We start from the raw sequence: 20,651 nt of genomic DNA, 5'->3' as shown, positions 1-20,651 counted from the left end.
CGAACTCGCCGACAGCCACGGGAAGGCTACCGGGCTGCCGTTCCGCGACCGAAGATGGCTGCCACCGAGTGTGGGACCGTCGCCCCATCGGCACCGGCCAGGGCAACGGCCAGGTCCGCGAGGAACGCCGCTGCGGCATCCGGGCCCAATGATGCGACCTCCGGGCCGAACGGGGTGCCGGCAATCCCACTGGCTTCGTCTCCCGGAGTGGGCCAGCGAAGCGTGAGGCGTTCCCGTGACGCGGCGACCTGCTCGAATCCGCCGCCCGCCAAAGCCGCAGCCACGCCGTCCGTGGTCATCGAGAGCGTGCCGCCGGCCATCGCCCGCGCGAACGGTGAGTCGGGCAGGTTGCGGCGCACGAATTCCGCGTAGGTGTCGAACGGTTCCAGCCGTTCACCGAGCGCCCAGACCGCAACGGCAACCGTGCCGCCCGGCCGGAGCACACGTCGCATCTCCCGAGCGACAGCGACCCGATCCGGCATGAAGGGGAGCCCCTGATGGCAGAAGACGATGTCAACGGATGCGTCGGGCAGGTCGATCTCCGTGGCCGGACAGACGAGGGTCTCGATCCGTGCCGCGCCCGAACCGGGCTCGGCCGCCACGGCCGCCGTCAGCGCGGACAACATCGCCGGGCTGATGTCGCTGGCGATCACGTGCCCGCCGGCACCGACGGCGGATGCCGCGGCGCGCGCCACGGCACCGGTGCCGGCTGCCACATCGAGCACGATCTGGCCGGAGCGGGGGCCCACGAACTCGACCAGGCGCCGGGCCCACGGGTCGAACAGGTACGGCTGGAGGTACCGGCGATAGTGCTCGGCGATGCGTGCGGGTTCGAAGAAGCCCTGGTCTGGGACGATCACGGCGCGCACTCCTCTCGGTCTTGTCGCAGGTGCCTTCTGTCGTGGCTCTCGTGATGACGCTAGACCCTCAGGGCGGCCAGGAGGAAGCCCCGGGGCGGACGTTGAGGAGTTGCTCGTCCCTGCAAGCGGGGGAGGCCAGAATGCAAGCGAGCGACGGTGCGCGCATGCTCGTCGCTCATTGAGACGACGAGAACAGGCGTCGACCCAGGGCGACACGGTACTCGTTTCGTCCCCTCACGGCGTCGACGCCATCCATGCCATGGGCACGGTCTCCTTTCCGACCGGAGGCTACATCGGAACAATCCCGGCCGGGAACGGGATCATCGCGCAAGGCGGCGCGGTGTCCCTGGCGTCGAGGGCCAATCCGCCGGCGGACCGGGAGTCCTGGCCGTCGGGCTGACCGGACTGGTCGCGACGGGCAATGACGGCCCCGGGGTGCTTGCATCGTCCTCGTCTGAGCAGGCTGCGGTCCTTGAATTAACGCGGATGGCCCAGCTCCTCCTCGTTCCCTTGCGGATTGAAAGCCCGTTGGACCTGAAGCGATCGACCGCCGGAGAACCCCTGACCACCATCTGGGCGGACCGGGAACAGCGCGGCAAGGAGATCGTCAGCCTGTGGTCTGCAAGGTCGGCGGCGACCCGGCCCAATCGAACTGGGTGAAGCTCGCCTGACGCCACGAACGACGGGATCGGAGTCTCCGGAATAAGGCAGGCGCCGGCGCGGTTCCCCTGTTGAATGCATTTGCATGCAAATTGACTGAGGGAGGACGACGATGGCGCAGAAGATCGAATTGGGACTGGACACCTTCGGAGACGTGACCTTCGACGCGGCGGGGGAGTTGCTTCCCCAGCCGCAGGTGCTGCGGAACGTGGTCGCCGAGGCGGTCCTGGCCGACCAGGTCGGGCTGGACTTCTTCGGCATCGGCGAACACCACCGCAGGGACTTCGCCGTGTCGGCGCCCGAGGTCGTGCTCGCCGCGATTGCGGGCCAGACCCGCGGCATCCGGCTCGGCTCAGCCGTCACCGTGCTCAGTTCCGACGACCCCGTGCGAGTGTTCCAGCGTTTCTCGACCCTCGACGCCGTGTCGAACGGGCGGGCCGAGGTCATCCTCGGCCGCGGCTCGTTCACCGAATCGTTCCCGCTCTTCGGCCTGGAACTCGACCAGTACGAGCTCCTCTTCGAGGAGAAGCTCAACCTCTTCACCGAACTGCTCAAGGAGAAGCCGGTGACCTGGGCCGGGGAAACTCGGGGCGCGCTGAACAACCAGAGCGTCTACCCGCCCACCGCATCCGGGTCGCTCCGCACCTGGATCGGGGTGGGCGGCAGCCCGCAGTCGGTCGTGCGCGCCGCGCACTACGGCCTGCCGCTCATGCTGGCCGTCATCGGCGGCTCGCCGCTCGCGTTCGAGCCGCTGGTCGCCCTCTACCACCGTGCCCTCGCCCAGTTCGAGAAGCCGACCCAGCCGATCGGCGAGCACTCGCCGGGGTACGTCGCGGCGACGGATGCCCAGGCCCGCGAGGAGATGTGGCCGCACTACGCGGCCATGCAGGAGCGGATCGGACGCGAACGAGGCTGGGGCCCGGTCAGCCGGGAACGGTTCGAGCACGATGCCGGCCCTGACGGCGCCCTCTTCGTGGGCTCGCCCGAGACCGTCGCCACCAAGATCGCCGCCGTCGCGAAGGGCCTCGGCCTGTCGCGGTTCGACCTCAAGTACAGCCTCGGCACGCTCGCCCACAAGAAACTGATGACCAGCATCGAGCTCTACGGCACCCAGGTGGCCCCGCTCGTGCGCGAGCAACTGGCCTGATTCGGCGTCGCCGCGGTTCCGCCGGACGTGGCAGTCTCCCGGAGACGGTAGCGTACTGGTGTGCTCTGCGGCCGCCGCCGGGCACCTGTAACGATCCGAAAAACCCTGAGGAGTCCCTTGGAAACCTGGCCTGGAACTGCTTACCCACTCGGCGCCACCTATGACGGGAGCGGAACGAACTTCGCCCTGTTCAGCGAGGCCGCCACCAAGGTGGAACTCTGCCTGTTCGATGACGACGGCGGCGAAACCCGCATCGACGTCATCGAGTCCAGCGCGTTCATCTGGCACTGCTACCTCCCGCTCGTGCAACCCGGACAGCGCTACGGCTACCGGGTGCACGGCGACTACGACCCGGAAAACGGGCAGCGCGCCAACCCGAACAAGCTGCTGCTCGACCCGTACGCGAAAGCCACGTGCGGCACCATCGACTGGGACCAGTCGCTGTTCTCCTACAACTTCGGCGACCCCGATTCGCGCAACGACGACGACTCCGCGTCGCACATGATGCTGGGCGTCGTCGTCAACCCGTTCTTCGACTGGGTCGGCGACCGCCCGCTGCGCACGCCGTACAGCGAATCGCTGATCTACGAGGCCCACGTCAAGGGGCTCACCAAGTTGCAGGAGCTCGTGCCGGAATCCCAGCGCGGCACCTACGCGGGCGTCGCGCATCCGTCGGTCATCGACCACCTGCAGAAGCTCGGCGTCACCGCCATCGAGCTGATGCCGGTGCACCAGTTCGTCAACGACGGCACCCTCGAAGAGAAGGGGCTGAACAACTACTGGGGCTACAACACCATCGGCTTCTTCTCCCCGCACAACGCGTACTCGTCGACCGGCGACCGCGGCCAGCAGGTGCAGGAATTCAAGGGGATGGTGCGCAGCCTGCACGACGCCGGCATCGAGGTCATCCTCGACGTGGTCTACAACCACACCGCGGAGGGCAACCACCTCGGCCCGACCATTTCTTTCAAGGGCATCGACAATCAGGCCTACTACCGGCTGATGGACGACGACAAGCGCTACTACATGGACTACACGGGCACCGGCAACACGCTCAACGTGCGGCATCCGCACTCCCTGCAGCTCATCATGGACTCGTTGCGGTACTGGGTGATCGAAATGCACGTCGACGGCTTCCGTTTCGACCTGGCCTCGGCGCTGGCCCGCGACCTCTACGACGTCGACAAGCTGTCCACCTTCTTCGAGCTCGTGCAGCAGGACCCGATCGTGTCCCAGGTCAAGCTCATCGCCGAACCGTGGGACGTCGGCCCCGGCGGCTACCAGGTCGGCAACTTCCCGGCCCAGTGGACGGAATGGAACGGGCAGTACCGCGACACCGTCCGCGACTTCTGGCGCGGCGAGCCGTCGACGCTGGGTGAGTTCGCCTCGCGCATCACCGGCTCAGCCGACCTCTACGAGCACTCCGGCCGCCGGCCCGTGGCCTCGATCAACTTCGTCACCGCACACGACGGGTTCACCCTGTCCGACCTCGTCTCCTACAACGAGAAGCACAACGACGCCAACGGCGAAGACAACAACGACGGCGAGTCTCACAACCGATCCTGGAACATGGGCGCGGAAGGGCCCACCGACGACCCCGAGATCCGCTCCCTGCGGGCCAGGCAGCACCGCAATTTCCTCGCGACCATGCTCCTCTCCCAGGGGGTGCCGATGATTCTGCACGGGGATGAGCTGGGACGCACCCAGCAGGGCAACAACAACACCTACGCGCAGGACTCCGAGCTGAGCTGGATCCACTGGGACGAGGCCGATCACCCGCTGATCGAGTTCACGGCGGCCGTGTCGCGCCTGCGGCGGGATCACCCCACCTTCCGGCGCAGCCGGTTCTTCGACGGCCACCCCGGCAAGCGCGCCGAGGGCGACTCGCTGCCCGACATCGTCTGGCTGAACAGCGACGGCAAGGAAATGCAGTCCCAGGACTGGGACGAGAACCGCGCGCGCACCGTGGGCATGTTCCTGAACGGGCTGGGAATCCGGGAGCGGAACGCCCGTGGTGAGAACGTCACCGACGTCAACTTCCTCCTGATCTTCAACGCCGACCCCGACGACGTGGACTTCACCCTGCCTCCCACCGATTACGCGCCGGCCTGGGAGATCGTCGTCGACACCGCGGGGCGGGGAGCCGACGCCGTGCCGCACGCCGCCGGCGCGGTGCAGACCGTGTCGAGCCGATCGCTCGTCGTGCTGCGCGCCTACCAGCCGCCCGAAACCGCCCCCGACCACTCGGTGGCGGCCTCGCTCGCCGCCCTGGCCGGTTCACCGATCCCGACTGACGTCCCGGCGCAAGACGCCGCGCCGGAAGCCGGAGCAACGGAAGCCGCAGCGCCGGCCGAACCTGCCGCGAAGCCGGTGAAGAGAGTGCGGAAGCCCCGCACCAAGCCGGAGGAATCCGCGTGAGGATCCCGCTCTCGACCTACCGTCTCCAGATCACGGCCGACTTCGACCTGGATGCCGCCGCCGGCATCCTCGACTACGTCACGGCCCTTGGCGCTGACTGGCTCTATCTCTCTCCGCTGCTCGCGGCCGAGGACGGCTCCGACCACGGCTACGACGTCGTCGACCATTCCACGGTCGACCCGGAGCGCGGCGGGCCGGAGGCCCTCCTCCGCCTCGCGACCGCGGCGACGGGCGCGGGGCGCGGAATCCTCGTCGATATCGTGCCCAACCATGTCGGGGTGGCCACGCCACGGCACAACGCGTGGTGGTGGGACCTGCTCGCGGGCGGCCAGGACTCGCGCTTCGCCGAGGCATTCGACGTGGACTGGGAGGCCGGAGCCGGTCGCATCCTGCTCCCGGTTCTCGGAGACGGTGACGACGAGCTCGATCGGCTCGAGGTCGTCGGCGACGAGCTGCACTACTTCGACAACGGGTTCCCGCTCGCGCCCGGCAGCGCCGATGACGGGGCGGATGCGCGCACCGTGCACTCCCGCCAGCACTACGAACTCGTCAACTGGCGTCGCGCCGACACCGACCTGAACTACCGGCGTTTCTTCGCCGTCAACAGCCTGGCCGGGATCCGGGTCGAAGTGCCCTGGGTGTTCGAGGAGTCGCACCGGGAGATCGTGCGCTGGGTGCGGGACGGGCTCGTGCACGGCCTGCGAGTCGACCACCCCGACGGCCTGGCCGATCCGGGCGGCTACCTCGACCGGCTGCGCGCGTCCACCAGGGGCGCCTACGTGCTCGTCGAGAAGATCCTCGAGGGCGACGAACAGCTGCCGGCGACCTGGGCCACCAGCGGCACCACCGGCTACGACGCGCTAGGCGACTTCGACCGAGTGCTCGTCGACCCGGCAGGGGAAGACGCTCTCGACGCCCTCGAGGCCCGCCTGCAGCGCGAAGCGGGCCGCCTGGATGAGGGTGCCGACGCGCTCGCCTGGGAGGAGCTGGTGCACGCCAACAAACGCACCATCGCCGACCGGACGCTGCGCGCCGAGGTGCTGCGACTGGCCAGGCTGGTGCCGGAGATCGCCGACCCCGCCGACGCGATCGCCGAACTGCTCGCCTGCTTCCCGGTCTACCGGTCCTATCTCCCGGTCGGGATCGACCGGCTGCAGGCTGCCGCGCGGGCCGCCGTCGCCCGTCGCCCCGAGCTGGGGCCGACGATCGACCTGCTGCTGCCCGTGCTCGGCGACCCGGCGCATCCCGCCGCCGTCCGGTTCCAGCAGACCTCCGGAATGGTGATGGCCAAGGGCGTCGAAGACACCGCCTACTACCGGTACAGCCGGCTGACCTCGCTCAACGAGGTAGGCGCCGACCCGTCGGAATTCGCGATCGACCCGGCCGAGTTCCACCGCCGCCAGCAACTGCGGCAGGCCACCATGCCCGGCTCGATGACGACCCTCTCCACCCACGACACCAAACGCGGCGAAGACGTGCGGGCCAGGATCAACGTGCTCGCCGAGGTCCCCGCCGAATGGGCGACAGCGCTGGAATCGCTCCGCCAGGCGGCGCCGCTCGGCGAGGCCCCGTTCGAGAACCTGCTCTGGCAGGCCGTGATCGGCGCCTGGCCGGCCGGCCCCGAACGTCTCGGCGCCTACGCGGAGAAGGCCGCGCGGGAGGCCGGCACCTCGACCACCTGGACAGACCAGAACGACGCCTTCGAAACGGCCCTGCGCGACCTCGCCGCCGCGACGACCGGGAACGAGCCCGTCGCCGGCACGATCAGCGGATTCGTCGATCGGGTGCGGCACGCGGGCTGGAGCAACTCCCTCTCCGCGAAACTCGTGCAGCTCACCACCACCGGCGTGCCCGACGTCTACCAGGGCAGCGAACTGTGGGAGACCTCCCTGGTCGACCCCGACAACCGCCGCCCCGTCGACTACGCGCTCCGGCGCGACTACCTGACCCGGATCGACGACGGATGGCTGCCGGAGGTCGACGAGAGCGGTGCGGCCAAACTCCTGGTCACCAGCCGTGCCCTGCGACTGCGCCGGGATCAGCCGGGCCGGTTCTTCCGCTACGCGCCGGTCCCAGCCTTCGGGGCACGGGCCGGGCACGTCATCGCCTTCGACCGCGGCGAGGCCGTCACCGTCGCGACCCGCCTCCCGCTCGGCCTGGCCGACGCGGGCGGGTGGGAGGACACGACCATCGTGCTCGCCGGCCGCCCGGTCGTCGACCTGCTCACCGGCATCCGTTTCGACGGCGGGTCGATCAGGCTGGCCGACCTGTTGGCACGCTACCCGGTGGCGCTGCTCGTGACCGAGGACGCCACCGACCGGCGCGAATCGACGAAAGGCGGCCGACATGCCCAGTGAGAAGTTCGAGGACAGTGAATCGTTCGAGGAGTCCTTCGAGGTCTGGGCTCCGGCCGCGGACACCGTGGAACTGGTGCTCGCCGACACGACCCGTCCGATGACCCAGGCCGGCGACGGCTGGTGGCGGGCATCGCGGCCGGAGGACACCGGCCCGCTCGACTACGGCTTCCGGGTCGACGGCGACGGGCCGTTCCCCGACCCTCGCTCCCGGCACCAGCCGAACGGCGTGCACGGGCTGTCCCGGACCGTGGATCACGGCGGGGCCTGGACCGACCAGGCCTGGACCGGCCGCCAGCTGGCCGGAAGCACCATCTACGAGCTACACCTGGGCACATTCACCCCCGAGGGCACGCTCGACGCCGCGGCGGGGAAACTGGCCCACCTCGCGTCGATCGGCGTGGACTTCGTCGAACTGCTTCCCGTGAACGCGTTCAACGGCACCCACAACTGGGGCTACGACGGCGTGCTCTGGTACGCGGTGCACGAGGGCTACGGCGGCCCGGCCGCCTACCGCCGTTTCGTCGACGCCTGCCACGCGGCCGGCATCGGGGTCATCCAGGACGTCGTCTACAACCACCTCGGACCGAGCGGCAACTACCTGGGCAAATTCGGGCCCTACCTCAGCGCCGCCGCCGGGAACACCTGGGGATCGTCGCTCAACCTGGACGGCCCCGACTCGGACGAGGTGCGTCGGTACATCATCGACAACGCCCTGATGTGGCTCGGCGACTACCATGTCGACGGCCTGCGCCTGGACGCGGTGCACGCCCTGCACGACGACCGGGCCACCCACCTGCTCGAGGAACTCGCCATCGAGGTCGATGCCCTCAGCGCGCACGTCGGTCGCCCGCTCAGCCTGGTAGCCGAGTCCGATCTGAACGACCCGCGCCTGATCACCACCAGGGAGGCGGGCGGTTACGGGCTCACCGGGCAATGGAGCGACGACTTCCACCACGCGGTGCACGTCGCCCTGACCGGCGAGACCACGGGCTACTACGCCGACTTCGAGCCGCTCGGCGCCCTCGCTAGGGTGCTCACCCACGGCTTCTTCCACGACGGCACCTTCTCCAGCTTCCGGGCACGCACCCACGGCCGCCCGATCGACACCGAGCGGATGCCGGCCTGGCGCCTCGTCGTCGCCAGCCAGAACCACGACCAGATCGGCAACCGTGCCATCGGCGACCGGTTGAGCGCCCAGCTGGACCTCGGCCAGCTCGCCATCGCGGCGACCCTGACCCTGCTCGGCCCGTTCACTCCCATGCTCTTCATGGGAGAGGAGTGGGGAGCCCGCACACCGTGGCAGTTCTTCACCTCGCACCCGGAGCCCGAACTCGGCGAAGCCACCAGGAAGGGCAGGATCAGCGAGTTCGCCCGGATGGGCTGGGACCCGGCCCTGGTCCCTGACCCCCAGGACCCGCAGACGTTCACCCGGTCCCGGCTCGACTGGACAGAGCCGGATGAACCAGGCCACGCCCGCCTGCTGTCGTACTACCAGGCCCTGGCGGCCCTGCGCAGGGCCGTCCCCGGCTTCACCGACCCCCGATTCGACCGGATCCAGGTGGACTTCGACGAGCGGGAACGCCGGCTCAGCCTGCGCCGCGGCGAGACGGAGATCGTGGTCAACCTGGGCGTCGACCCCTGCCGGGTCGCCACGCCGGCCGGCCGGCCGGCCGCGTCGTTCGCCGCGTCAGGTGACGCAGTCGTCGCGACGCACGAGGGCGGGCTGACCCTGGCCGGGCACGCCGTCGTCGTGTTCCGCGACCGGCCCGGAAGCGCGGCCCCGCTCCACCAGCGGGACCGATGACCGCGATGAACTCATTCCTGGCGCCGTCCACCCGGGCTGCCCTGGTGCGATTGGCCGAACTGGCCGAGGACCAGGCGGCGCCGCTCGAACGCGTGCGGGGCATCCGTCGCCTGGTCCACGAACTCGAGGCCGACCCGGCCACCCTGGCCGGGGTGCGTGACGCCCTGGACGCCGGCACCGGCTGGGACGAGATCGCCGACGCCGCCGGGTTGAAACCGGCGGCAGCCCGGTGGCGCTGGAGCGGCACCGACGAGGACATCGCGGCGCGGCTGGCGGCCGGCCGGAAGCGCGGCGCCCGGCCCAGCAGCGTGCCGACCGAACTGCCCGGTTTGTCTGTCGCGCAGGCGGCGACGACACTGGGAGTCACGGTGCAGGCCGTCTACCTGCAGGTGAGCCGAGGCAAACTGGCCAGCCGCACCGTGGAGCTGCCGGACGGCCGCTCCTACAAGCGGGTCTTCCTCGAGGGAGCCCCGGCCGACGCCTCGACGGACCTCACAGAGCCCACCAGCCACCACACCGAAGACGGAGCAACAGATGACTGACCTGCCCACGAACCAGGACGACCGGACCGCGGTGATGCCCACCTTCGACGGCGCCGCATCGGTGCCTGCTCCGGAACCCGCGCCGACCGCCGTTGCCGGGCACACCATCGCACGCTCGAACACCGCCCAGCGCACGGCCCTCGTCGTGCTCGTCGGCATCGGCGCGCTGGCGCTGGCCTTCATCGTGATGATCCTCGTCGGGGTGTCCAGCGAGAGCATCAACGCCCTCGCCGTGTTCGCGACGCCGATCGCGTCGATGGTCGCCGCCTACTACGGGATCACCCTGAGCATCCAGCAGGTCAAGAACGAGCGCGCCGAGAAGGAGAAGGCGATCGCACGTGCGGATGCCGCGGACGCCGGCAGCCGGGAGACCGAGGTCTGGGCGGCGCAGATGGAATCAGGGCTTCGCGTGGCCATGGCCAAGCTCGCCGCCGCCGGCGTCCGCACCGACGAGGTCACGAAGGCGGCGGGCACGCCCGACGGCTTCTTCTGATCCACCCCGTTCCCCCCTCCGCTTCCCCGTTCCGTTTCATCGCTGTCGCGGCCGGGGACGGGTCCGGGAACGGGCCGGGGCAGGTCAGCCGGCGTCGGCGTCGGTCGTGCCGGCCCGGAGCCGCACGATGGTCTCCCAGGCTGCGACGAGCGTGAGGACAGCGGTGCACAGGCCCGCGAGAGCGAGCGGCGAGACGCGCCCGGCCGTGGCGAACGCGAGCACCAGGAGGACGATCCCGGCCAGGTGTGAGGCCAGCACCTGCCGGGCGACGATCCAGCGGAACAACTGCAGCCCGACGAGATAGACGAACGGGCCGCCGGTGATCACCACCGCCGTCGACAGCCGCATCGTCTCGTCGGGATGCGCGAGGATCTCCTTGTCAGCGACGCTGCTCAGCACGATACCGGCGATGATGATCGCGTGCACGTACGTGTAGGCAAGGCGTGCGATCCGGCCGGGCTCGGCCGACGCGGCGATGGTGCGGTTCCCTGCCCGCTCGCCGTGGTCGAAGTAGAGCCACCACATCATCACGCCGCCGGTGAAGGCGAGGAGCAGGCCGAGGACGCCGGGAACCGACGCATCCTGGTCGACGAAGGCGAAGCCGCTGACGAGGATGGATTCGCCCAGCGCGATGATCACGAACAACGCGCTGCGCTCCGCGATGTGCGGGCCGGAGAGGTCCCAGTCGTCCAGGCCCGACCGGCCGAGACCCGGCAGCTGGAAGCCGATGCTGGCCGACACGTACTCGACCAGGAGCCCGGCGATCCACAGTGGGAGCCGGAACTCCAGCGGCAGCAGCGCCCCCAGGATCCAGAAGACGCCCGCGACCGAGAGCCAGACCAGGATGCGCAGGAAGTTGCGGTAGAGCACCCGGTCGTGGCGCGCCAGCGCCAGTGCCATGAAGACCGTGCGCCCCAGCTGCAGCGCCACGTAGGCGAGGGCGAAGACGAGGCCGCGGTCGCCGAACGACTCCCCGATCGACACACTCAGGAGCAGGCCCACGAGCGAGAGCCCGATCACCACCAGGCGCACCGGCAACCGGGCCGGGTCGAGTACGTTCGTCACCCAGGTCGTGTGCACCCACACCCACCACAGCGCCAGCACCAGGGTCGCGGATTCGAGCGCGCCGACCCAGGACTGGTTCTCGTAGAGGAAGCGCGACAGCTGGGTGAGGGCGAAGACGAAGACGAGGTCGAAGAACAGCTCGATGTAGGTGACCCGGTCGGTGCGCGGGTGGTCGACGGGCCGGGCGAGATTGCGGCGGAGCCCGAGCGCGGGCGTGGACGGATGGGTCGCATCCTTCGATCGGGGAATCACGATTCCAGTCTGCCCGACCTTCCTGACCGGAGGGTCGGTTGCCGCATCCGTCGTTTCTGTGTCATTCTTTACGGAACGAACGGTCAGTAAGTAATACGGCGATCAAAGGTGATGAAGCCATGCCCGAAGCATTCCTCGTTGATGGTGTTCGAACTCCCATCGGCCGATACGGCGGGGCGCTTGCCGGCGTTCGCCCCGATGACCTGGCCGCCCTCGTGCTGTCCGCCGTCGTGAGCCGCTCCGGCCTCGACCCGCTGCTGATCGACGAAGTGATCATGGGCGCGGCCAACCAGGCCGGCGAAGACAATCGCAACGTCGCCCGGATGGCCGTGCTCCTCGCCGGGCTGCCCGACAGCATCCCCGGGATCACCGTCAACCGGCTCTGCGCCTCCGGCCTCTCCGCGGTTCACCTGGCCGCCAGCATGATCAAGGCAGGCGAGGCCGACCTGGTCATCGCCGGCGGCGTCGAATCGATGACGAGGGCACCCTGGGTGCTCGCCAAACCCGAGAAGGCCTGGGCCAAACCCGGTGAGATCGTCGACACATCGATCGGCTGGCGCTTCACCAACCCGCGCCTCACCGAGCGCGACAAGGCCACCTTCTCCATGTCGGAAACCGCCGAGGAGGTCGCCGCGATCGACGGCATCAGCCGGGCGGATGCCGACGCGTTCGCCCTGCGCTCGCACCGGCTTGCCGTCGACGCCCGCCAGAACGGCACCTTCGCCCCCGAGATCGTGCCGGTGCCCACCCGGGCCGGCCTGGTCGACGCCGACGAGGGCCCCCGGGCGGACACCACCCTCGAACGGCTCGCCGGTCTGCGTTCGGTCGTCCGCCCAGGCGGAATCGTCACGGCCGGGAACGCCAGTTCGCTCAACGACGGGGCCTCCGCCATCGTCGTGGCCAGCGAAGCCGCCATCGAACGTCTCGGGCTGACCCCCCGGGCCCGGGTCGCGGGCGGCGCCAGCGCCGGCGTCGCGCCCGAGACGATGGGCCTCGGCCCCGTCCCCGCCACCGAGAAACTCCTGCGCAGGCTGGGCCTCGGCATCCAGGACCTGGACGCGGTCGAACTCAACGAGGCCTTCGCCACCCAGTCCCTGGCGTGCATCCGCCGCCTCGGCCTCGACCCGGAGATCGTCAACCGCAACGGCGGCGCGATCGCCCTCGGTCACCCGCTCGGCTCCTCCGGGGCGCGCATCCTGGTCACCCTGCTCGGCCGGATGGAACGCGAGGGCGCCCGGCGTGGCCTCGCCACCATGTGCGTCGGCGTCGGCCAGGGGTCGGCCCTCATCGTGGAGAGTGTCTAGATGTCCCGGGAATTCAGCACCCTGCTCGTCGAACGCCGCCCCGACCGGGTGCAGGTGCAGCTCAACCGCCCCGACGTGCGCAACGCGATCGACCAGGCCATGGTCGACGAACTGCACCTGCTCTGCGGCGAACTGGAACGCGGGCCGAGGATCCTGATCCTGTGCGGCTCGGCCGGGGTCTTCGCCTCCGGCGCCGACATCGCCCAGCTGAGGGAGCGGCGCCGCGACGACGCCCTCAAAGGCATCAACTCGGAGCTGTTCGAGCGGATCGCCCGCCTGCCGATGCCGGTCATCGCCGCGATCGACGGCTGGGCGCTGGGCGGCGGCGCCGAACTCGCCTACGCCGCCGACTTCCGGATCGCCTCCGACACGGCTCGCCTCGGCAACCCGGAGACCTCCCTCGGCATCATCCCCGCCGCCGGGGCGCTCTGGCGACTGGCCGAACTCGTCGGCGAACCCGTCGCCAAGGAGATCATCCTGGCCGGCCGCATCCTGAACGCCGAGGAGGCACTCGCCGTGCGCCTGGTCACCGAGGTTCACCCGGCGGAGGGGCTGCTCGCCGCCGCGCACTCCCTCGCGGACCGGATCGCCGCCCAGGACCCCCTCGCCACCCAGCTCGCCAAGGAGGTCTTCCACGTGCCGCGCGCCCGGCATCCGCGCGCCGACAACGAGGCCCAGGCCGTGCTCTTCGAATCCGAAGAGAAATTCGCCCGAATGACCGCATTCCTGGAAAGGAAGAAACGATGACGCTCGCCCCCGGCAGCACGGACCAGCAGGCCGCGCCTGTGCCCACCACCGTGCCGACTCAGGTCGGCGTGCTCGGCGGCGGACGGATGGGCGCGGGCATCGCCCACGCCTTCCTCGTCGCCGGCGCCCACGTCACCGTCGTCGAGCGCGACGCGGACGCGGCCGCCGCGGCACGGGAGCGGGTGCTCGGCGCCGTCGACACCGCCCTCCGCCTCGGCGCGATCCAGGGCGACCGGTCCTCCTACGCCGACCGGCTCAGCGTGGCGACGGATGCCTCGGCGTTCGCCGGCGCCGGGCTCGTCGTCGAGGCCGTGCCGGAGGTCGTGGCGCTGAAGACGGAGGCGCTGCGCAGTGTGGAGGCGCAGCTGGCCCCCGACGCCTGGCTGGCCTCGAACACCTCGTCGCTCTCGATCACCGAACTCGCCGGGGTGCTCGAACGCCCGGACCGGTTCATCGGGCTGCACTTCTTCAACCCGGTGCCGGTCTCGACCCTGATCGAGGTCGTCACGGGGGAGGCCACCAGCCCCGAACTCGTCGACCTGGCCGCCGGCTGGGTCTCCGCCCTCGGCAAGACGCCGATCCTGGTGCGCGACTCACCCGGTTTCGCCAGCTCCCGGCTCGGCGTCGCGATCGCGCTGGAGGCCATCCGGATGGTCGAAGAAGGCGTCGCCAGCCCCGCCGACATCGACGCGGCCATGGTGCTCGGCTACAAGCACCCGGTCGGGCCGTTGCGCACCACCGACCTGGTCGGACTCGACGTGCGCCTCGGCATCGCCGAGCACCTGCACTCCACCCTCGGCGAGAGGTTCGCCCCGCCGCAGCTGCTGCGCGACCTCGTCGCCCGCGGTGACCTCGGACGCAAGAGCGGCCAAGGATTCTTCGATTGGAAGGACGCATCATGACTCTCCTCAGCACCGGCACGATCGTGCCCAGCTACGTCCTCGACTCCTGGTGGACCCCGGCGGACGGGTCCCGCACCCAGCTGGTCCTCGACGCGAGCACCGGCGAGGAGGTCGCCTCGGTCAGCAGCGAGGGGCTGGACCTCGCCGACGTGGTCGAGCACGCCCGCACGGTCGGCCAGGCCTCGCTCGGCCGGCTCACCTTCCACCAGCGCGCCATCCTGCTCAAGCAGCTCGCGCAGTACCTCAGCGGGGTCAAGGAGGAGCTGTACACGCTCTCCGCGCGCACCGGGGCGACCCGGTACGACTCGATGGTCGACATCGACGGCGGAATCGGCGTGCTGTTCACCCTGTCGTCGAAGGGCCGGCGGGAGATGCCCAACAGCCAGGTCTACGTCGACGGCGACGTCGAGGCGCTGTCGCGGGACGGCTCGTTCAGCGGCCAGCACATCTACACCCGCATCCCCGGGGTGGCCTGCCAGATCAACGCGTTCAACTTCCCGGTCTGGGGGATGCTTGAGAAGTTCGCTCCCGCGTTCATCGCCGGGGTGCCCTCGATCGTCAAGCCGGCCTCTCCCACCGGCTACCTCACCGAGGCGGTCGTTCGCCACATCATCGCCTCCGGCATCCTGCCGGCCGGAACCCTGCAACTCGTCTCCGGCAGCGCCCGTGACCTGATCGACCACCTCGACTACCGCGACCTCGTCGGCTTCACCGGCTCAGCCGGCACCGCGCGCAGCCTCAAGGCACACCCGAACGTGGTCGAGGGCGGGGTGCGGTTCACCAGCGAGACCGACTCCCTCAACGCGGCGATCCTGGGCCCGGACGCCACCAAGGGCACGGCCGAGTTCGACGCCTACGTCGCATCCGCCGTCACCGAGATGACCAGCAAGGCCGGCCAGAAGTGCACGAGCATCCGCCGGCTGATCGTGCCGGCCGGACGGCGCGACGAGATCGTCGCGGCCGTGGCCGAGCGGGTGGAGCGGCGGGTCTCGATCGGCGACCCGCGCGCCGACGGCGTCACCATGGGCCCCCTGGCCAGCCTCGACCAGCGCCGGGAGGTGCTCGGGAGCGTCGCCCGCCTGCTCGAAGGCGGCGGCCGGATCGTGATGGGGTCGACGGATGCCCCGGCCGGCACCGACCCGGGCGGCGCCTTCGTGGGGCCGCTCCTCCTGGCCTTCGACGATGCCGAAAGCCCCGCCGTGCACGAGATCGAGGCGTTCGGTCCCGTCGCGTCCATCATCGAGTACACCGGCCTGGACCACGCCGTCGCCCTGGCCGCCCTCGGCGGCGGCTCGCTGGTGGCCACGGTCGCCACCCACGACCCCAATGTCGCCCGCGCCCTGGTGCTCGGCATCGCCGCCCACCACGGGCGGGTCCTGATGCTCGACCGGGTCGACGCGCGCAGCAGCACCGGCCACGGCGCGCCCGTGCCGCACCTGGTGCACGGTGGGCCCGGCCGCGCCGGCGGCAGCGAGGAGCTGGGCGGCATCCGCTCGGTGCTGCACCACATGCAGCGCACGGCCATCCAGGGGTCGCCCGACATGCTCACCGCGATCACCGGCCAGTGGCACACCGGTGCGGCCGTGCGGCACGGGATCCACCCGTTCCGCAAGTCCCTCGCGTCGCTCCGGGTGGGCGACCAGGTGCAGGGCGGACCGCGCACCGTAACCCTCGCCGACATCACCGCGTTCGCCGAGGCGACCGGGGACAAGTTCTACGCGCACACGGATGCGGAAGCGGCCGCGGCGAACCCGTTCTTCCCCGGCATCGTCGCCCACGGGTACCTGCTGGTCTCGTGGGCGGCCGGGCTGTTCGTGGATGCGGCTCCCGGGCCCGTGCTCGCGAACTCCGGGCTGGAACGACTCCGCTTCCTTACTCCGGTCTCCCCGGGCGACAGCATCACTGTCACCCTCACCGCCAAGCGGATCACGCCGCGCGAGACGGAGGACTACGGCGAGGTCTGCTGGGACGCCGTGCTGCACAACCAGAACGATGAGGTCGTCGCCAGCTACGACGTGCTCACCCTGGTCAGCAAGAACTAGGGCAGCCGGGAACCGGGGGAGCGGAGCAGCGCGAAGAACACGAAGGTCAGCACCGTCGTCGTCGCCACAGCGACGGCGTCGACGACGGTGAGCGGGTTCGGGCCGAGCGCGTCGGGAAGCAGCACCAGCAGGCTCCAGCAGAGCAGCACGACCGCCGCCGCGGTGCCCGCACTGGCCGCCCGCGCCGCCCGACCTCCGCGGCGGCATCACCCCACCGGTCCCGGAACGATTTCACGCCTCCATCGTGGCAGAGCAGAGCGAGATCGACTCAGGAAACTTCAGACGGGCGGCGCGCCGGGCTCGTGCCTCAGAGATCGGCGAGCAGGGAAACGGGGGATTCGATGCACCGGGCGACGTAGGTGAGGAACCCGGCCGCCGTGTCCCCGTCGCAGACCCGGTGGTCGAAGACCATCGACAGCTCCACGACGGTGCGCACCGCGAGCTGGTGGTCGACCACCCACGGGCGTTCGATCATCCGGCCGATGCCGAGGATCGCGGCCTCCGGGTGGTTGATGATCGCCGCCGACCCGTCCACCCCGAGGGATCCGAAGTTGTTCAGGGTGAAGGTTCCCCCGGCGAGGGCTCCGGGGGAGAACGCGCCGTCGCCGGCCTGCGTGACCAGCCCGGCGATGGCATCCCGCAGCTGCCGGGTGGTCAGGGCGTGGGCGCCCTGCACGACCGGGACCATCAGGCCCCGCGGAGTCTGCGCGGCGATGCCGAGGTTGATGTCCCCGCGAACGAGGATCTCCTGGCTGGCCGTGTCGACCGACGCGTTGAGGAGCGGGTAGCGGCGCAGGCCGGCCACGACGAAACGCGCGATCAGGGCGGTCACGCTGAAGCGTTCCCCGGTGGCGGCGAGCAGGCGGTCGCGGGCGGTGAACAGCTCCGTGGCGTCCACGTCGAGCCAGATCGTGGCTTCGGGGATCTCCCGCCGGGACTGGGCCAGGCGTTCGGCGACGACCTTGCGGAGCCCCGTGATCGGAATGCGGGTGTCCCCGGTCGTCGGTGCCACGGCCGGCTGTGCTGCCTGGGCAGGCGCAGGCGCTGCAGTCCGGGCAGGCGCCGGTGCCTCGGCAGCGCGAATCCGGGCCTCGACGTCACGACGCAGGACCAGGTCGTTCGGCCCGCTGCCGCGGAGCGTGCTCGCGTCGAAGCCGTTCTCGCGGGCGAGCCGTCGCACGATCGGCGAGACGACCGGGGACGGGCGGCCGAGGCCGGGCGGGCCGGCTGCAGGGCTGGCCGCGGCTGCAGCCGGGGGAACCGGCGCGGCCACCGCTGCGGTCGCCGGGGGAACCGGCACGGCACCAGGCTGGCCGCCCCTGGCGCCGAACCTGGCCGCCGACGGCCGCCGGACCGGCCGGGTGTTCTCACTCGTGCCGTAGCCGACGAGCACGGCGCCGGATGCCTCGCTCGGCTCCTCGCTCGGCTCCTCGCTCGGCCCAACGGGCGTCGCGGCAGGCTCTGGCGCCGACGCTGACGCTGACGCTGGCTCAGGCGCTGATGCTGGCGGAGGAACCGGCCCGGAGGACGGCTGCGTGGAATCCGTCACACTCAGCAGCACCTGGCCGGAGTGGATCACCTGGCCGGCCTCGCCGAAGAGCGCCTTCACCACTCCGCCGAACGGTGACGGCAGCTCCACGATCGACTTCGCGGATTCGACCTCCACCACGGGCTGGTCGATCGCGATGGTGTCGCCGACGCTCACCAGCCAGGAGACGATCTCCGCCTCGGTCAGCCCCTCTCCGAGGTCGGGCAGGATGAAGTCGTTCGTCATCATGACCACTCCCAGCTGCCGAGGGCGGCGAGGATCCGGTCGGGGGTCGGCAGGAAGTACTCCTCGAGTTTGGGTGACGGGTACGGGATGTCGAATCCGGTGATCCGCAGGATGGGCGCGGCGAGGTGGAAGAAGTTGCGTTCGGTGAGCCGTGCCGCGACCTCCGCGCCGTACCCGCCGAACTGCGCGGCCTCGTGCACGACGGCGGCCCGGCTCGTCTTGCGCAGGGACGCGCCGACGGTCTCGTCGTCGAACGGCGACAGGCTGCGCAGGTCGATGACCTCGATCGACAGTCCCTCCTTCATCGCCAGTTCCGCGGTGGCCAGGGCGGTCTTCACCGTGGGGCCGTAGGCGATGAGCGTGACGTCGGTGCCCTCCCGGAGCACGACGGCGGTGTTCATCGGCGCGGTCTGCACGGGCAGCCTGAGCTGCTCCTTCATCCAGTACCGGCTCTTGGGTTCCATGAAGATCACCGGGTCGTCGCTCGCGATGGCCTCGCGCAGCATCGAATACGCGTCCGCAGGGTTGGACGGCGACACGACCGTCAGGCCGGGGGTGGCGCACCAGTAGGCCTCGGACGAGTCGGAGTGGTGTTCCACCCCGCCGATGTCGCCGGCGTACGGGATGCGGATGACGATGGGGAGGGAGATCCGGCCCCGGGTGCGATTGCGCATCTTGGCCAGGTGCGACACGATCTGCTCGAACGCGGGATAGCTGAACGCGTCGAACTGCATCTCGACCACCGGGCGCAGCCCGTAGATGGCCATGCCGATCGCTGTGCCGACGATGCCGGACTCGGCCAGCGGGGAATCGCTCACCCGGGTCTCGCCGAACTCGGCGTAGAGCCCGTCGGTGACCCGGAAGACACCGCCGAGCGGGCCGACGTCCTCCCCGAACAGCACCACGGTCGGGTCGTCCCGCATCGAGTCCTGGATGGCCGCGTTGAGGGCGGCGGCCATGGTCAGGGTGGCCGGGGGGCGGGCACCGACGGGCGGGGCCGTGCTCTGCAGCGTCATGCGTGGGCTCCTGACGGGGTGGAAACAGACGGACGGGAAACGGACGGCTGAGCCGCCAGTGCGGCGTGCTCGGCCAGCTCGGCGGCCAGGAAGGCGCGCTGTTCGGCGAGAGCGGGCCGCGGGGTGGCATAGACGTGATCGAACAGCTCGAGCGGGTCCACCTCCACGGGCAGCGTCATGCAGTCCCGGGTGGCCGCGGCGAGGTCCTCGGCTTCGTCACGGATGCCGGCCCGCTCCCGGTCGCTCAGGGCGCCGATCGAGACCAGATACGTCTCCAGCCGTTCGATCGGGTCGCGACGCCGCCAGACGTCGACGTCGCCCGCCGTGCGGTACCGGCTCGGGTCGTCCGAGTTCGTGTGCGCCTCCATCCGGTAGGTCAGCCCCTCGACCAGGGTCGGCCCGCCGCCCGTGCGCGCCCGGTCGACGGCCGCGGAGGTGACCGCGTACATCGCGGCGACGTCATTGCCGTCGACGTAGAAACCGGGCATGCCGTAGCCGATGGCCTTGTCGGCGATGGTGCGGCAGTGCATCTGCTTGTCGAGCGGCACGCTGATCGCGAACTGGTTGTTCTGCACGACGAACACGACCGGCGCCTGCCAGACGGCGGCGAAGTTGAACGCCTCGTGCGCGTCGCCCTCGCTCGTCGCGCCGTCACCGAGCAGGGCGAGGGCGACGGTGCTGTCCCGCTTGAGCTTGGACGCCGTGGCCAGGCCGACGGCATGCAACGCCTGGGTGGCGAGCGGGGTGGCCTGCGGTGCGATCCGGTGCTCGTACTGGTCGTAGCCGCTGTGCCACTCGCCGCGGAACGAGGCGAGGATGTGTTCGGGCTTCACCCCTCGGGTGAGCAGGGCGATGCTGTCCCGGTAGGTCGGGAACAGCCAGTCGCCCGGATCGAGCGCCGCGACGGCCGCGATCTCGCAGGCCTCCTGGCCGAGCGCCGACGGGTAGGTGGCCAGACGGCCCTGCCGGGTGAGGGCGGTGACCTGCACGTCGAACCGGCGCGCGACCACCATCTGGCGGTACAGGCCGAGCAGCGTACCGGGGTCGGGCAGGGTGAAACCGCCGGCGTCGTCCGTCACGGCATGCCCGGTGTCATCGATCAGGCGGAGGGGCTGCGGCGCCGACGCGGTGGACACGACCGGGCTCTCGACATTGAGGCTCATGACGCAATCGTGGGGCATCCGCCGGCCGCTCACGACACCGCGGCGACGGATGTGAACGATTGGCTCGAACAGGCCCGTCGCCGTGCCAAACGTCCGAGAATTTCC

The 20,651-nt window shown here is 70.4% G+C and carries 16 protein-coding genes; 10 read left to right on the top strand and 6 right to left on the bottom strand.

The features are described from left to right. Positions 1-26: 26 nt before the first annotated feature. Entirely contained in the window at positions 27-860 is an 834-nt protein-coding gene (locus IWX89_RS04795) for a class I SAM-dependent methyltransferase (protein WP_196902444.1), read from the bottom strand. A gap of 772 nt (positions 861-1,632) precedes the next feature. On the opposite strand from IWX89_RS04795, the gene IWX89_RS04790 reads away from it, so the two are divergent. The 6 genes from IWX89_RS04790 (at position 1,633) to IWX89_RS04765 (ending at position 10,281) form a co-directional block, all read left to right on the top strand. Further along, the gene (locus tag IWX89_RS04790) at positions 1,633-2,667 is read left to right on the top strand and encodes an LLM class flavin-dependent oxidoreductase (RefSeq protein ID WP_196902443.1); all 1,035 of its coding nucleotides are present in this window, start codon (positions 1,633-1,635) and stop codon (positions 2,665-2,667) included. Between the two features lie 117 nt (positions 2,668-2,784). After that, complete coding sequence (gene glgX / locus IWX89_RS04785) at positions 2,785-5,085, top strand: glycogen debranching protein GlgX (RefSeq protein ID WP_196902442.1); 2,301 nt, start codon at positions 2,785-2,787, stop codon at positions 5,083-5,085. Next, positions 5,082-7,442 (top strand): malto-oligosyltrehalose synthase, encoded by a 2,361-nt coding sequence (treY, locus tag IWX89_RS04780; RefSeq protein WP_196902441.1) that lies wholly within the window; start codon positions 5,082-5,084, stop codon positions 7,440-7,442. The genes glgX and treY overlap by 4 nt, the downstream gene beginning before the upstream one ends. Continuing rightward, the gene (gene treZ / locus IWX89_RS04775) at positions 7,432-9,246 is read left to right on the top strand and encodes a malto-oligosyltrehalose trehalohydrolase (protein WP_196902440.1); all 1,815 of its coding nucleotides are present in this window, start codon (positions 7,432-7,434) and stop codon (positions 9,244-9,246) included. Before treY ends, treZ begins: the two co-directional genes overlap by 11 nt. A 5-nt stretch (positions 9,247-9,251) precedes the next feature. Further along, complete coding sequence (locus tag IWX89_RS04770; protein WP_196902439.1) at positions 9,252-9,788, top strand: hypothetical protein; 537 nt, start codon at positions 9,252-9,254, stop codon at positions 9,786-9,788. Then, on the top strand, positions 9,781-10,281 hold the full coding sequence (locus IWX89_RS04765; RefSeq protein WP_196902438.1) for a hypothetical protein: 501 nt from the start codon (positions 9,781-9,783) through the stop codon (positions 10,279-10,281). Before IWX89_RS04770 ends, IWX89_RS04765 begins: the two co-directional genes overlap by 8 nt. Before the next feature lie 84 nt (positions 10,282-10,365). Here the strand turns inward: IWX89_RS04765 and IWX89_RS04760 are convergent, their stop codons facing one another. Further along, complete coding sequence (locus tag IWX89_RS04760) at positions 10,366-11,598, bottom strand: low temperature requirement protein A (protein ID WP_196902437.1); 1,233 nt, start codon at positions 11,596-11,598, stop codon at positions 10,366-10,368. A gap of 119 nt (positions 11,599-11,717) precedes the next feature. On the opposite strand from IWX89_RS04760, the gene IWX89_RS04755 reads away from it, so the two are divergent. From IWX89_RS04755 to paaZ, 4 genes are read left to right on the top strand one after another with little or no spacing between them, the layout of a single operon-like run. Beyond that, positions 11,718-12,902 (top strand): acetyl-CoA C-acyltransferase, encoded by a 1,185-nt coding sequence (locus IWX89_RS04755; RefSeq protein ID WP_196902436.1) that lies wholly within the window; start codon positions 11,718-11,720, stop codon positions 12,900-12,902. Beyond that, positions 12,903-13,649, top strand: coding sequence for an enoyl-CoA hydratase/isomerase family protein (locus IWX89_RS04750; protein WP_196902435.1), 747 nt, complete (start codon positions 12,903-12,905; stop codon positions 13,647-13,649). Then, the gene (locus IWX89_RS04745) at positions 13,646-14,551 is read left to right on the top strand and encodes a 3-hydroxyacyl-CoA dehydrogenase family protein (RefSeq protein WP_196902434.1); all 906 of its coding nucleotides are present in this window, start codon (positions 13,646-13,648) and stop codon (positions 14,549-14,551) included. Before IWX89_RS04750 ends, IWX89_RS04745 begins: the two co-directional genes overlap by 4 nt. Then, a complete protein-coding gene (gene paaZ / locus IWX89_RS04740) occupies positions 14,548-16,593 on the top strand; it encodes a phenylacetic acid degradation bifunctional protein PaaZ (RefSeq protein ID WP_196902433.1) in 2,046 nt (681 codons plus the stop codon). The genes IWX89_RS04745 and paaZ overlap by 4 nt, the downstream gene beginning before the upstream one ends. Here paaZ and IWX89_RS04735 read toward each other — a convergent pair. From IWX89_RS04735 to pdhA, 4 genes are all read right to left on the bottom strand, one after another. Then, the gene (locus tag IWX89_RS04735; protein WP_196902432.1) at positions 16,590-16,742 is read right to left on the bottom strand and encodes a hypothetical protein; all 153 of its coding nucleotides are present in this window, start codon (positions 16,740-16,742) and stop codon (positions 16,590-16,592) included. The two genes, paaZ and IWX89_RS04735, sit on opposite strands and share 4 nt — an antisense overlap. A gap of 158 nt (positions 16,743-16,900) precedes the next feature. Then, on the bottom strand, positions 16,901-18,370 hold the full coding sequence (locus tag IWX89_RS04730; RefSeq protein WP_307836423.1) for a dihydrolipoamide acetyltransferase family protein: 1,470 nt from the start codon (positions 18,368-18,370) through the stop codon (positions 16,901-16,903). Beyond that, positions 18,367-19,383, bottom strand: coding sequence for an alpha-ketoacid dehydrogenase subunit beta (locus IWX89_RS04725; protein WP_196902431.1), 1,017 nt, complete (start codon positions 19,381-19,383; stop codon positions 18,367-18,369). Before IWX89_RS04725 ends, IWX89_RS04730 begins: the two co-directional genes overlap by 4 nt. After that, entirely contained in the window at positions 19,380-20,546 is a 1,167-nt protein-coding gene (gene pdhA / locus IWX89_RS04720) for a pyruvate dehydrogenase (acetyl-transferring) E1 component subunit alpha (protein ID WP_196902430.1), read from the bottom strand. The genes IWX89_RS04725 and pdhA overlap by 4 nt, the downstream gene beginning before the upstream one ends. Positions 20,547-20,651 lie beyond the last annotated feature (105 nt).

The organism is Cryobacterium sp. MP_M3, assembly GCF_015752155.1.
Classification (GTDB): domain Bacteria; phylum Actinomycetota; class Actinomycetes; order Actinomycetales; family Microbacteriaceae; genus Cryobacterium.
The sequence above is the reverse complement of the archived record's forward strand: the minus strand, read 5'-3'. Positions and strand labels throughout refer to the sequence as shown.